Source organism: Enterococcus wangshanyuanii, from assembly GCF_002197645.1.
Classification (GTDB): Bacteria; Bacillota; Bacilli; order Lactobacillales; family Enterococcaceae; genus Enterococcus_L; species Enterococcus_L wangshanyuanii.
Window position 1 is genome coordinate 453,808 of sequence record NZ_CP021874.1, and the last position, 14,017, is coordinate 467,824.

Here is a 14,017-nt window from a genome sequence, read left to right on the forward strand (position 1 = left end):
GGTTATGATCAGTCTCTTTCCACTAAGGAGAGAAGAAAAATGCCTGAATTACCAGAAGTTGAAACGGTTCGAAAAGGGTTGGAAAAATTAGTTATTGGGAAGACGATCAAAGAAGTAACTATCTTATGGCCGAGAATCATTGAAGCGCCAGAAGCAGAGGTTTTTGCTCTAAAACTTGTTGGACAGCGTCTTGAAAAAATGGATCGTCGCGGAAAATATTTGATTTTTAAATTCACTGATTATGATATGATCTCTCATTTAAGAATGGAAGGAAAATACGAAACCCATGACAGCGAAGATCCACGTGATAAGCATACCCACGTGATATTTACGTTTACTGATGGAACTGAACTTCGTTATTTGGATGTTCGCAAATTTGGTCGAATGACGCTCGTTGAAAAAAATCAAGGGAAAAATTATAAAGGGATTCTAGCTTTAGGTCCTGAACCAATCTTAACTGAATTCAAATTGAAGCCATTTCGTGAAGGCTTAAAAAAACATCATAAGGCAATCAAACCACTACTTTTAGACCAACGTTTAGTAACTGGATTAGGAAATATTTACGTTGATGAAGCATTATGGGAAGCTAAAATCCATCCGGAGCAACCGGCCGATTCGTTAAATTCTAAAGAAGTGAATCTCCTTTATTACGCGATCATCGACGTTTTAGGACGCGCTGTTGAAGCGGGTGGGACAACGATTCGCAGTTATTTGAATGCATTAGGAGAAGCTGGGACCTTTCAGGTATCATTAAATGTATACGGTCAGACAAATCAGCCATGTCCAAGATGCGGCACACCAATTAAAAAAATTAAAGTTGCTCAAAGAGGGACTCATTTTTGTCCAAAATGTCAAACTTTGAAAGTGAGGAACTAGGATAGATGGGAATGATATTAGGTTTAACTGGAGGGATCGCTACTGGGAAGAGCACAGTCGTGGAGATTTTTAAAGAAGCAGGTTTTCCTATCGTGGATGCTGATGTGATTGCTAGAGAAGTAGTTGAGCCGGGGACTCGAGGACTTCAAGCGATCGTTGACGCATTTGGTCCTGAAATATTGTTTAGTGACGGATCCTTAGATCGAAAAAAATTAGGAAAGCTTATTTTCTCAGATAAGCAAAAGAGAGATCACTTGAATCATGTACTGTCACCCTTTTTAAGAGCGGCTATTTTAGAGGACATCGATCGGAAAAAAAATATGTCGTCATTAGTTATAGTGGATATTCCATTGCTTTATGAAGGCGGGTATGACGCAGTTGTCGATCAAGTCGCAGTTGTTTACATTCCGGAAGAGGTGCAATTATCTCGATTAATGGAGCGAGATAATCTTTCAAGTTTAGAAGCTGCACAAAGAATCGATAGTCAAATGCCGATCGAAGAGAAAAAAAGACGCGCAGATCTTATTTTTGATAATCAAAAAACAGTAGAAGAAACAAAAAAACAAGTCAAGAAATGGCTTTCAAAAAATATTTTTTGAGTATATAGTGATTGTGTTATTTAGTTATTTTATTTATGTTGATAATTAGTATTTTTAAATATCGAAAAAACGATGTGAAAACAGAAATTCCACATCGTTTTTTTGCGTTTTCGTCAGAAAAATTTCGATTTATAGATATGATATGAGTAATTATATAGTTAAGTTATAATAACTAAATGTTTCAAAAATATATAGACAATTATATTTGATTTGTGTTATCTTACGTAAAAGTAAAATGAAAAAAATAAACAAATATAAGGGGATTGAAGTATGGAAAAAGAAATTGTAGTCATTGGATTAGGTTATGTAGGATTACCTAGTGTTATGAATCATGTAGAAAATGGCCATCAGGTGACGGGGTTTGATATTGATCAAAAAAAGATTGATTCGTTGAATCAAGGGGTTAGCTATCTTGATACAATGTCAGATGAATTAATCGGTGAAATGCTAAAAAAAGGGACAGTTTTCACGACTAATGAAAAGTTGCTTAAGGATAAAGATATCTACATTATTGATGTACCAACGCCAATTGATGAAGATAAAATTCCGGATTTGAGTTATGTGAAATCAGCAGTAAATCTGATTGAAGATAAAGTAAAAGCCGGTTCATTGATCATTTTAGAAAGCACTACGTATCCTGGGACCACTGAAGAATACTTAGTGCAAAAATTTGCAGAAAAAGGGTACAACATAGGTACGGATTTGTACATAGCCTATTCTCCAGAACGAATCGACCCTGGGAATAGGCAGTCTTTAAGTGCTAAAATCCCAAGGATCGTAGCTGGTCATACTAAAAATTGTCTTGCACAGGCAAAAGCATTTTACGGAGATCATGTGTCAGCGGTCTCAAACTTAAAAACAGCGGAATTAGCGAAAATTTATGAAAATACGTTTAGACTAGTCAACATTGCCTTGGCAGATGAATTGCAAAAAATCACGGATAATTTAGAAATCAGTGTAGGAGAAGTGCTGGAGGCAGCAGCAACGAAACCATTTGGATTCATGAAATTTACACCCAACTTAGGAATTGGCGGTCATTGCATCCCGGTGGATCCATACTATTTGACTTGGTTGATGGAACAAAGAGGTCTGGATACTCCTTTGATCAGCACTGCAGGCCAAATCAATGACTCTATGCTTGAGTATCATTTACATAAGATCAATGAATATCTAAGTGAGCAGGAGAAAGATCTATCGGGTCTAAAAATTGCTATTTTAGGGGTGACTTATAAGAAGAATGTCGCAGATATTCGGATGTCATCTGTTCGTAGATTGATGGATAAATTAGGAAAAATGACTGCACAAATCGTTGCTTATGATGACGTTTTACATGCATATTATACAAAAGATGACGAAAAGATACACCGTTTAGAAAAAAATTATCATGAACTTACTTCTTTTGATTTAGTGATCTACGCAGTGGATCACGAACTGTATGAAGAAAACAAACCAAAGATCATTGAAAATAGCCGCCTTTTTTACGATTTGACAATTGTTTAAATTATTGAAATCTAGACAAAGAATAGGTGAGTGAAATGTCCAGAAAAAACAAGCGGAAAGAGCAACAGGCCATTGAAAATTTGCGCTCAAAAAAATTACTAAAAACAGTACTGGCGCCATTGCTTATACTTTTGGCTATACCAGGTCTTATTTTTGGGGTACATCTGATCAAACAAGCACCTAAAAAAACAATAAAAGAAAGTCAAACCACTCAACTGGTGATAAAGGAAAAAAAATATGCTGAGGTGTCTTCTTGGTCAGAGCTGATCGAGGCTTTATCAAACAAACAAATCAGCGAAATTTATCTGAAGAAAGATATTAAATTCCCTCAATCTGAAGCGGAATTAGCTAAAGAAAATCGAATAACGGTTCAAAAAGAAAAAATTCTTCATTTTGATAAAACAAAAAAGCAGCAGCTACACCGACCGATTCTATTGCTTAACTTTCTTGAAACGGATTCCAACAGGTATGTGGTGATTCAAGGAGAAGGAAGAGAAATCGATCTAGGGAAAGTTGAATTGAATCTTCCAGCAGGATTAGAGCTTGATTTTAACGAAGTAGTTGTTTTAAGAGCATATCACTATTGATTAGGTTTCCCGAATGTTTAGAAAGGATGTTTTAATGAAAAGAAGTATTTTTTTCTTGCTTGAAGTGATGGGGAAAGTTCTGTTATTTTTGATCCCTATTTTTTCTATTGTTTACATTGTTTTTTATGAGCTCACCCATTTCAAAAATCAGACGATCGAACAATTTGTTTTATCTGGAAAACTACCGATAACGGCATTTTTTCTTGTAGTTCTATTCGTTTTGATCATTCATTTTACCTTTAATCATTCGAAAAAAGCACTACTCAAGCATTCTGGAATCACTCCGAAAATCAGACGCTATAAAATGGGGTATTGGGCAAGTAAACGAAAAAATAGCAACGAACAAACTTTATTTAAAAAAAGTAATACTATGTTATTTATCACAATAGTTGCAACAATTATTTTGGGAGCTATCTGGTTTGGTTACCGACTAAGAGGAGATTCCCGTCATTCTTTGAGTGGTATTGCACCATTCTTTACGATGAGTGGAGGGATGGCGCTTGCGACCCTTGTTTTGAGTACGCTATACACGCCGTATACTAGTGATGGCATTAGAAAAAGAAATGTTCATATTTTGATGCCGATCTATAATGAACCTGTTGAAAATATAGAAAATGCTTTCCGCTCTATTTTAAATCAGACAGTAAAACCAGTTTCGTTTGTGGCTGTGGATGATGGCAGTCAATTAGTTGATTATACTGAACTTTCTACTAAATATCAGCAGATTTTTGCTGAAAAAGGGATTCGTTTTCAATTTTTGGCTCAGGAAAATAGTGGGAAAAGGGCTGCTCAGTTATTGGCTTATCGTTCTTTAAACATCACAGATTATCATAATGAGCTTATTTTGACAGTTGATAGTGATACCGTTTTTGAAAAGCATGCGATCGAGCAGGGGATCATTCCGTTTGATGATGAACAAGTTTATTCTGTTGCTGGAGTCATTGTCACACGAAATATTACAGATAATATTCTAACGATCATCACAGATTTGTTGGTAGTTGGCCATATGGTATTGATAGAACGATCGATGAATTCGATGTTTGGCAGTGTAGCAGTTAATAGCGGACCAATTGCTTTTTATCGTGCGGAAGTGCTGAAATTAGCGGAAACACTTGGATATGAAAATGAACAGTTCGGACGTGCAAGAGTGGAGTTTTCGGATGATAGTTTTTTGACCATGGCCGCTCTTTTATTAGGAAGAACAGTTGCCCAGTCAACGGCAGTGTCTTATACAGAATTACCGAATAAAATCAGTCATCATGTAAGACAGCATCTTCGCTGGAGCAGAGGAAGTTTTATTAGAGGCTTTTGGCGTTTGTCACTTTTCCCGATCAATAGTTTTGTATTTTTCAGGCAAGCTTTTGGCTGGGCAATGTTTGCTTCGATGCTAGTGATCAAATTACAATTATTTTATTGGCTGATTTTTGTGATGACAGACATCCCCATTTTACTTTTAGCCCCATTAGCATTTAGTGCGGTTTATTCTTTGTCTTATATTTCGATCCCAAGAAATGATCTGGCAAAGAGAGACAAGTGGATCGTGTTTTGTGCGTTTCCTTTTACAGTTTTATGGATGGTCTTTGTCCTGTCACCTGTGCGTGTTTGGGGCTATATCACGCATAAAAATACTGGCTGGGGAACGAGAAATAAAATAGAATTATAACTTGTGAATCACACAAACGTAACAAACCATCTAAGGGAGAGTTTCTTAGCATGGTTTGTTATTTTATTTCAAGAGATATCATTGTTATTAAATAAAACTCATACTATAAGAAAAAATTAATAGAGATAGATAGTTAATGTCTGGTTTCTCAGCCATTTCATGTTATAATACTGGTAGTAAATAACGATTAAACGAAATAATAGATAATAATAGAGATAGATGAGGTGAATATTATGCGTTGTCCAAGATGTCATCATAATAATTCTCGTGTCATTGATAGCCGCCAAGCGGATGATGGACGTGCGATTCGTCGTCGCAGAGAATGCGAAAATTGTAATTACCGTTTTACAACGTTTGAACGAATCGAAGCGGCGCCATTACTAGTCATCAAAAAAAATGGTGATCGAGAAGAATTTAATAGAGAAAAGATTTTGCGTGGGTTGATTCGTTCAGCTGAAAAACGCCCTGTTGCAATGGAACAAATGGAACAGATCGTTGATAATGTTGAGAATCGAGTACGTAGTTTAGGTGAAAATGAAGTTTCGACAACATTAGTTGGTGAATATGTGATGGAAGACTTAGTAGATCTAGATGAGATTGCTTATATTCGCTTTGCAAGTGTCTATCGTCAATTTAAGGACATGAGTGTCTTTTTGAAAGAATTACAAGGAATCGTTGACAAAGCTAAGTCATCAAATGATGATACAACCAATAAATAAGGAGGTCTTTCCTTGAAAAGTAATTGGAAAGAAGTCCAGCCAAAAAGCATTTTTCAAGTTGGTATAAGTTCGCCATTGTCGGATCAGGAGCGGGAAGTACTGGCACTGTTGTACCAGCCGATCATTGGTTCAGATGCGTTTAGTTTGTATACGACATTTTTGTCTGAAGTAGGGACTAACAGTACTAGTGAATCACTGTTTCATGCAGAACTGATCACGATGATGGATAAGAGTATCAAACAAATTTTAAACGCTAGAAAAAAGTTAGAGGGAATCGGACTATTAGATACATTTGTCAAAAGCGATGCGGAGTTAGGCACTATTTTTTTCTATCGGTTGAACCATCCGGAGACCGTAGAGCGTTTTTTCAAGGATGAAGTGTTGACATTGACACTCTTAAATACAGTCGGTCAAAGAAAGCTAGATAAATTATTCGATCGTTTTAAGCCAAACTATTTCTCATTAGCTGGTTATGAAGAAGTTTCAGCAAGCTTTAAGGATGTCTATTTATTTAAAGCAGAACAGGTTGCTGCTCAAAATGAGCAATTGCAGCAGATTGAAGCCTCATTTAATGATCCTCGTCCGGCTAAAAAAATTAGTGCTGTGAATGAGTCGTTCGACTGGTCCTATTTTATTCAGGGAATCGAGCGTTTAGGTATAAAATTACCAGATAATAGTGATGGATTTAAGGAAGAAGTATTCATTTTTCATAATTTGTTTGGTATCACAGAATTGGATATGGTCGATTTTTGTTCAAAATCATTTGACTATTACACTGGGAAGATAGACACTAAAGATTTTGAGCGAGCAGTATATAGAACCTACGATCCGGATAAACAACAAAGAAAAAGTGAAGTCATTCAAAATGAGCAGGTGAATCTTTCTGATACGGATCAGCAAACTTATCGATATAATTCATTGAAAATGTCTGGTTTTACAGAAATGGATATTCAAATGATCATGGACAGTGAAAATAACTTCCCGCTGAATTACTTGGAAGCCTTAAAAAATAGCAAAGGCGGATATACAACACCACAAGAACGTTCGTTAGTAAAATATTTAGTTTCAAAGTCTGGACTGCCAAATAGTGTGATCAATATTTTGATCAATTATGTGTACAATATTCAAAAACAGCCAACGCTAAAAGCTGATTATGTGAATCGAATTGCCAATGAATGGGCTCAAAGCGGAATCGTTTCGCCAGAAAAGGCGATCGAGCATGTTCGTGAAATTGCTCAAAAAAGTAAAACGCAACAAAACAAGCCTCATTATTCACAAAATAATCGAGTGATTCGTCAGGAAACACTACCTGACTGGGTGGATAATCCAGTTGAGGAAAAGAAATTATCTCCTGAAAGACAAGCTGAACTCGAAAGAGAGCTTCGAGAACTATTAAAAGAAGAAGGTGATTAATAATGGAAGATGTAGGCAAAGAAATGTCAAAGATCATTCGCAATAGAGATATGAGTGAGCGCTATAACGAGTTGGTGGATGTCGTTTTGAAAGATGAAGATGTCCAAAGATTTATTGAAGAACATCGCGACCGCTTGACAGATGATGATATCCGAAAGAGCTATTCAAAATTGTATGAGTTTGTTCAGGAGAAAAGAAAGTATCAGTTAAATGATCCCACGATGATTGCCCCTGGATACGAGCCAAAATTAGCTTTGAACTTCCATTATATCGATGTCACGTATATTCCAACAGAAGCTCTGATTGCGAAGCAGCAAGAAGAAGAGATCAGAAAACGTGTGAAGGCGATGGATATGCCAAAAGATGTCCGTGAAGCTCGCTTAAAATCATTTGACTTAAGTTCTGATGGACGGGAAGAGGCTTTTGCTGGAGCGATGAAATTCATTAAGGAGTACTCACAATCTCCTAAAGAATTTCATAAAGGTTTATATTTACAAGGGACCTTTGGTGTAGGAAAATCTTTTCTCTTAGGCGCAATTGCAAATAGTTTGGCGGAAAGAGGATTTGTAACAACGATCGTTCATTTTCCTACCTTTACTGTAGAGATGAAACAGGCTATTGCGAAAGATTTAGTCGGCGAAAAATTGGATGCTGTCAAGAAATCTCCTGTATTGATGATTGATGATCTGGGAGCAGAATCTATGACGTCATGGATAAGAGATGATGTATTAAGTGTTATCTTACAGTATCGAATGCAAGAGCAATTAGTTACTTTCTTTTCGTCAAACCTAAATCTAAAAGATCTTGAAAAGCATTTAACAGTTACACAACGCGGAGAACAAGAACCATTAAAAGCACGCCGAATTATGGAACGGGTTCGTTACCTAGCGAAGGAAATCACTATGTCTGGAAATGACCGAAGAAATGGATAAGTAATGCGGGAATAAAATCTCCTATTGGAATGAGTTTTTTTATCTCAGCGATTAGTTAAATTAATAGAGCGAAATCAACTTATAGATTAGTTTGATTTCGCTCTATTTTTCTGTTGAAAGAGTGTTAGATAGCGGATTACTCGCTTTATTACAGAGAAATGTGTACACTAAAGACATAAAAACAAACGGCTGAGGTGAATTATGAAAAAGAAAGTAGTCTTGTTTGGGGGAATACTAATTTTGGGCGTGGCTGCCTATTTTCTTTTTTTCAGGCAAACAACAAAGGAAATCCATGTAAAAAAGGTGGAGCCGGAAATCATGAAACTTATGACAACCGATGAGCAGACATTTAGACATAAAATAATAAAACAATCATCAGAAACAAAGGAACGAAGAAATAATCTCAAGTTCTTTATCGATACAAAGATGATGCTTCCAAATGGCGGAATTACAACAAACTTTCTGGAGAATACGGATTCAACGGAAGTTGCAACGGGGCATGAAATGCTGAGTGAATCATCTGGTTTATATTTAAGAAACCTCGAAATGACAGATACTGAAGGGCGTTTTGATACTTATTATAAAGAAACAAAGAAGCTTTTTTATGATAGAGTCCAATTTAGCTATCGTGTAGATGAAAATGGCAAGAAATTTCCTGTAAATGCTTCGGTTGATGATTTAAGAATCATTCGCGCTTTGATTGGTGCTAGCGCTCGGTTTGGTTCAAAAGACTATACAAAGGAAATCGATAGCGTAGCTAAAAATTTTATGGAAACATCAATGGATCACAATATATTAATTGATTTTTATGATGTTGATCAAAAGAAACAATCTGATAGTACCTCTCTTTTTTATATTGATTTAAAAACAATGGGTTATCTTTATAAAAAGTATGATGTATCTGCTGATTATTTACAATATCATTATTCTTTGATCGAAAATGGCTATTTATCTGATGCTTTTCCATTTTATCAAACCAGATTCAACCATAAAACGAATAAGTATGAAAATACAGGAACCATCAATGTTATTGAATCTTTACTTACGATTCTGCATTTAGGAGAGGCTGGTCTTCAAAAGCAGGAGAGTATTGATTTTATTAAGGATCAGGTCAGTAAAGGGACCTTGTTCAACTCCTATGATTTAACAGGTGTTCCAGTGGATAAAAATCAATCAGCTGCCGCGTATGCTTTAGCAGCAGTGATTGGAGCAATCATCCATGATCAAGAACTATATGATTCTTCGATTTTGATTTTGAATAATTTTCAAATCACTGATCCGAATAGTATGTTCTACGGAGGATTTGGTGATAGCCGTACAAAAGAAGTGTTTTCTTATAATAATCTAATGGCTCTTATAGCATATGATCTATGATTGAGGTGAAAAGCGTGAAGAATTTTATGCGCAGGCTCCAACACTATTTTACTATTGTTTCTAATTATATCTCCCCGCCATTACTAGCTGTACTAGTAATAGGTATTATCACAAGTATTTTATTATTTATTCCGCCAGTCAATGGTCTGGCAGATAATGGCAATTATTACCGTATTTTAAACGGTAGTGGTCTTTACATTCAAAATATCAAGGATCATTCTTATTTAAGTTATTTTCAAAAAGAGTTTTCAATTATGCAATACTACAATCAATCATCCAGTATTTTCATTTCTTCTCAACAACTGTTTATTACACTGGCCATTTGGCTGAATAAACTTTTTTACAGCGCTCATCAATTCGATATTCGATTTTTAGGTGCTGTTTATTTGCTGTGTTATTTACCTGGGATCTATTTATTGGCAAAAGGGCTAAGCGCTGGTTTATCGAAAGGGAGGAGCTATTTAGTTTCTCTTTTTGTGATTTTTCTTTTAGGCGATACGTCATATACAATTTATTTCAACTCGTTTTATTCTGAAGCAACATCACTTATAGCCTCACTTTACATTTTTGCAGCAGTCATTTATTTATATCGTACAAAGGGTTTTGGTAAAAGAGGATTGATTTGGCTACTTTTGTTTATCAATACAATCATCTTGTTAGGTGTAACCAAACGACAGTTTTCTCTGATTTTTGGACTGTTGGTTATGGGACTCGGACTTTTCGCTTTTACTAAAAGTAAAGGAACACGCTTAGCTTTAGGCGCTGTTTTAGCAACATTTGTTGGCTTTCTAATCATGGGAACTATTTTTTTACCATACTCAACGCGCGAGATAGATTTATACCACAGCTTAACTAGAGGGGTCATGCTTGAAACAGCTGATCCTGATTCGCGGATGCGGGAAGGCGGCATCAATCGCCAATATGGATTGGAAAAAGGGACGACCTATTTTGATGAATACAGTCCTGTATCACCCAAATCAGATCAAGTAAAAGAAAATTTTATTGGAAAAGCTGGGACAATCTGGGTAGTCATCAATTACATTTACCATCCAGATGAGTTCAATAAGCTGCTTGATATAGCCGTACAAGATGTATATTTTGTTAAGCCATCAGAACTTGGTAATTATGAAGAAGCTGCTGGAGGAGAACCAGCACAACAAACCCGCTTCTTTACTTTGTATAATCGAATCAAGGCAGCCGCTTATCCCAAATCGTTTGGGTTTTATATCCTTTTTAGTGTTGCATTGATCGGCTTATATGGTGTCGGATTTTATAATGGAGTTAAGGAAGGAAAAGCAGGCATGATCGTACGTTTCTTTTTGATCACAGGATTTTTAGTGAATATGATTTTTATTTTCCTATCGTCCATAATAATCAAAGGTGATTCAGATTTGATTCGGCTATTGTTCCTCGTTTCTCTCTATTTTGATTTGATTTCATTATTGCTTTGGTCGGACATAGTAGGTAAACGAATTTGGAATGATGAACCCGTGCAAAAGGAGGGACTAGAATATGAGACTCAAATTTAGTCTATTCTTTATTTTATGTAGCCTGTTTTTAATCCCTCAAAAGATGTTTGCCGCAGATGAACAGCATATTTTATTTGTCTATGACAGTCTTAATATTGCTGAGAATAAACAAAACGATGTAGATTCTATTCAGCGTCTTTTAACAAGCTTTGGAGCGAGTGTCCAAACGATTGAAGAAGATAAATATTTAAGTGGAATGATGTTCAATCAAAAATTTGATGGGATCATTACGATGATCAACTGGTCTGATAAAGAACTGAATGAGAAGTTTATCCAGGATAGAAGTCAATTTTCTGGTAAGAAGCTGCATATTGGATCAAAAGTCGTACCAGATGAGCAGCAGCTTTTTACGGGAAAATGGCGGGATTTAAGCCATCGCCAATTTACACTGGAAGATGAGCGTGACCGCTATTCTCAAATCTTGAATTATAGAGAAAAGACGACTGTTTTGGAAGAGACGGCTGGTGAGGGAATTGGTCGATTAAGAGCCCAAGAAATTGACCATCAAGCAATTCCGTTTGGTGTGCTGGAAAATGGTCATGGATTCTTGCCTTTTTTTGATAAAAAAGGAGCAGTTTTTTTAAAGAGTGCAGAGCTGATAAGTTCTTGGCTAGGAATAGGGCAGTCGTATAACCCTATTTTAACGATAGATGGTTTAAATCCAATGAAAGATATGGGGGTTGCTTCTGATTTTCAAAAAGCTTTATCGAAAATCAGTGTACCTTATATTATTTCAACCACAAGTGTCAATCGAAACAATACGACAAGACCCTATTATGTATTTACGGATGTACTGCGCTCGTTTGAGTCGGGATCTGGAATCGTTTTTTTAGAGATGCCCGTCGTAAATAATGTCAATTTGAATGATAATCATGTTTTAGCGCAGCTTTTAGAGCAGCAGATCAGTCTTCTGATCGATCGGAGTGTATTTCCTGTTGGCTTCTCAGCTTATGGTTATTGGAATCAGGATGCACAGTATCAAGCGGATGGATTGAAAATCAGTAAGACGATCATTTTGCGTGAGAACCCGGCAATTGAAGATCAATACTACCGAGGTCGGACGAACAACTCAGATTTATTTAATACGGCATTTTATGATTTGCCTTTTGATTATCTTGCTGGAATATCGTGGGAAAAAGAGGGTGTAACAGCTGATTATCATTTTCCAATGCCAGTTACTATGAGTTTTTCGTTTCCAGATTCCAAAAGAGAAATAAAAAATATTATCCAAGACATCTCTGACTCTCCATTACAGTTTTATAAAGTAGGTCAACATAGGTTTCAGTTTGACATTCAAACGCAGACTCAACATATCGAGTTTCTTAATAGTCGCAGGTATTTAAACGGAAAGTTAGTCAACTCCTTAAAAAACATACCCAATACTGAGGTAAATGAAACGGTTTTTAGAGGACAATTTGCTCGGTTCTTTAATGTGACAAACGTTGTGTTGATCGTGTTTGTATTATCGACTCTCGTTGTTCTAAGTGTATTGTTTGTTTTCGGACGAAGAAACTATCGATCAAAATATATTCAGAAAAAGAGGGGGAGCAAATGACAATAGCAGATGGAATCATGCTTGCGGCAACGATCATTATTTGGTCATTGTTGCTTGTAAATATTGTACTAGTTATTTTCGGATATATTTACTATTTAAAAACAGATCATCTGGAACCTCCCAAGCTTAAAAGCGGGAAGATTCCTTTTGTCTCAATAATGGTGCCGGCGCATAATGAAGGAATTGTGATCGTCCGCACAGTCGAGGCATTATTGAATTTTAGTTATCCAGCTGATCGTTATGAAGTCATTGTCATTAATGATAACTCAAGTGATAACAGTGCTGAATTACTTGATGCCCTAGGTAGAGAATTTCCTACGCGAAATCTGAAAGTGATCAATACAGATGCAGTCACAGGAGGGAAAGGAAAGTCGAATGCCTTAAATATCGGCTTTAAAGAAGCAAAGGGTGAGGTTATAGCGATTTATGATGCTGATAATACCCCTGAAGCGAATGCGCTGACTTATCTGGTCGCTGAGCTGATGGATGGTAATGAATATGGCGCTGTCATCGGTAAGTTTAGAACGCGCAATAAAGATACCAATCTCCTAACACGATTTATCAATATTGAGACATTGGCGTTTCAATGGATGGCTCAAGCTGGAAGATTTGAACTGTTCAAACTATGCACGATTCCCGGTACGAATTTTGTTGTTCGACGTTCGATCATTGAAGCGATCGGGGGATGGGATGATAAAGCTTTGGCAGAGGATACAGAGATCAGCTTTCGAATTTATATGATGGGGTATAAGATTAAATTTCAGCCTAAAGCAGTTACGTGGGAGCAGGAACCGCAAACACTTTCTGTCTGGTTCCGTCAAAGAACACGCTGGGTCAAAGGGAATATTTATGTCATTGTTAAAAATGCGAAATTGATTTTTCATCCAAGTGCAAAACGAATTCGTTTTGATATCTTCTACTTCTTATCGATTTACTTTCTTTTAATGACTTCTTTAGTTTTGTCGGATATCATGCTTGTCCTGTCAGTTTCGGGGTATTTGAGTACGACTTTAGAAGGGTTCAGTAATTCGTTATGGTTGTTAGCGGTATTACTCTTTATTTTTAGCACCTATGTCAGTATTTCCACAGAAAAAGGAGAAATGAAGCTGCAAAATGTCTTAGTGATTGCGTTAATGTATATCACTTATAGCCAAATGTGGCTAGTTGTCGCTGCATACGGTATGTTCATGTATATTAAGGAATCAGTATTTCATAAACAGACACAAACAAAATGGTATAAGACGGAACGATTTAAATAAGGAGAGTTTAA

General features: G+C 36.3%; 12 protein-coding genes. All 12 read left to right on the forward strand.

What is annotated here, in order from left to right; genetic code table 11:
• Window positions 1–39 precede the first annotated feature (39 nt).
• The 12 genes from mutM to CC204_RS02155 all read left to right on the forward strand — a co-directional run bounded on the left by mutM (window position 40) and on the right by CC204_RS02155 (window position 14,006).
• Window positions 40–876, forward strand: a complete 837-nt coding sequence (mutM, locus tag CC204_RS02100; RefSeq protein ID WP_088268592.1) for a DNA-formamidopyrimidine glycosylase — start codon at window positions 40–42, stop codon at window positions 874–876.
• Between the two features lie 5 nt (window positions 877–881).
• A complete protein-coding gene (gene coaE, locus CC204_RS02105) occupies window positions 882–1,475 on the forward strand; it encodes a dephospho-CoA kinase (protein WP_088268593.1) in 594 nt (197 codons plus the stop codon).
• 270 nt (window positions 1,476–1,745) lie between these two features.
• Window positions 1,746–2,975, forward strand: a complete 1,230-nt coding sequence (locus tag CC204_RS02110) for a nucleotide sugar dehydrogenase (protein WP_088268594.1) — start codon at window positions 1,746–1,748, stop codon at window positions 2,973–2,975.
• 35 nt (window positions 2,976–3,010) lie between these two features.
• Entirely contained in the window at window positions 3,011–3,562 is a 552-nt protein-coding gene (locus CC204_RS02115; protein ID WP_088268595.1) for a pectate lyase-like adhesive domain-containing protein, read from the forward strand.
• 34 nt (window positions 3,563–3,596) lie between these two features.
• Entirely contained in the window at window positions 3,597–5,225 is a 1,629-nt protein-coding gene (locus tag CC204_RS02120; protein ID WP_157894225.1) for a glycosyltransferase, read from the forward strand.
• Between the two features lie 233 nt (window positions 5,226–5,458).
• Window positions 5,459–5,944: a transcriptional regulator NrdR gene (gene nrdR, locus CC204_RS02125; protein ID WP_088268597.1), complete on the forward strand. Its 486-nt coding sequence runs from the start codon at window positions 5,459–5,461 to the stop codon at window positions 5,942–5,944.
• 12 nt (window positions 5,945–5,956) lie between these two features.
• A complete protein-coding gene (locus tag CC204_RS02130; protein ID WP_088268598.1) occupies window positions 5,957–7,357 on the forward strand; it encodes a replication initiation and membrane attachment family protein in 1,401 nt (466 codons plus the stop codon).
• A 2-nt stretch (window positions 7,358–7,359) separates the two neighbouring features.
• Window positions 7,360–8,289 carry a primosomal protein DnaI gene (gene dnaI / locus CC204_RS02135; protein WP_162288313.1) on the forward strand — a complete coding sequence of 310 codons (930 nt, stop codon included), beginning with the start codon at window positions 7,360–7,362 and terminating at the stop codon, window positions 8,287–8,289.
• Between the two features lie 201 nt (window positions 8,290–8,490).
• Window positions 8,491–9,663: a hypothetical protein gene (locus tag CC204_RS02140; protein ID WP_088268600.1), complete on the forward strand. Its 1,173-nt coding sequence runs from the start codon at window positions 8,491–8,493 to the stop codon at window positions 9,661–9,663.
• A gap of 14 nt (window positions 9,664–9,677) precedes the next feature.
• Complete coding sequence (gene wsfD, locus CC204_RS02145; RefSeq protein ID WP_227011217.1) at window positions 9,678–11,192, forward strand: glycan biosynthesis hexose transferase WsfD; 1,515 nt, start codon at window positions 9,678–9,680, stop codon at window positions 11,190–11,192.
• Entirely contained in the window at window positions 11,176–12,747 is a 1,572-nt protein-coding gene (locus tag CC204_RS02150; RefSeq protein ID WP_088268601.1) for a hypothetical protein, read from the forward strand. The genes wsfD and CC204_RS02150 overlap by 17 nt, the downstream gene beginning before the upstream one ends.
• Complete coding sequence (locus tag CC204_RS02155) at window positions 12,744–14,006, forward strand: glycosyltransferase family 2 protein (RefSeq protein WP_088268602.1); 1,263 nt, start codon at window positions 12,744–12,746, stop codon at window positions 14,004–14,006. The genes CC204_RS02150 and CC204_RS02155 overlap by 4 nt, the downstream gene beginning before the upstream one ends.
• Window positions 14,007–14,017: the final 11 nt, after the last annotated feature.

Bases quoted from the DNA above. Each gene is read 5' to 3' on its own strand.
- mutM (WP_088268592.1), top strand. From the start codon at position 40: ATGCCTGAATTACCAGAAGTTGAAACGGTTCGAAAAGGGTTGGAAAAA.
- coaE (WP_088268593.1), top strand. From the start codon at position 882: ATGGGAATGATATTAGGTTTAACTGGAGGGATCGCTACTGGGAAGAGC.
- CC204_RS02110 (WP_088268594.1), top strand. From the start codon at position 1,746: ATGGAAAAAGAAATTGTAGTCATTGGATTAGGTTATGTAGGATTACCT.
- CC204_RS02115 (WP_088268595.1), top strand. From the start codon at position 3,011: ATGTCCAGAAAAAACAAGCGGAAAGAGCAACAGGCCATTGAAAATTTG.
- CC204_RS02120 (WP_157894225.1), top strand. From the start codon at position 3,597: ATGAAAAGAAGTATTTTTTTCTTGCTTGAAGTGATGGGGAAAGTTCTG.
- nrdR (WP_088268597.1), top strand. From the start codon at position 5,459: ATGCGTTGTCCAAGATGTCATCATAATAATTCTCGTGTCATTGATAGC.
- dnaI (WP_162288313.1), top strand. From the start codon at position 7,360: ATGGAAGATGTAGGCAAAGAAATGTCAAAGATCATTCGCAATAGAGAT.
- CC204_RS02140 (WP_088268600.1), top strand. From the start codon at position 8,491: ATGAAAAAGAAAGTAGTCTTGTTTGGGGGAATACTAATTTTGGGCGTG.
- CC204_RS02150 (WP_088268601.1), top strand. From the start codon at position 11,176: ATGAGACTCAAATTTAGTCTATTCTTTATTTTATGTAGCCTGTTTTTA.
- CC204_RS02155 (WP_088268602.1), top strand. From the start codon at position 12,744: ATGACAATAGCAGATGGAATCATGCTTGCGGCAACGATCATTATTTGG.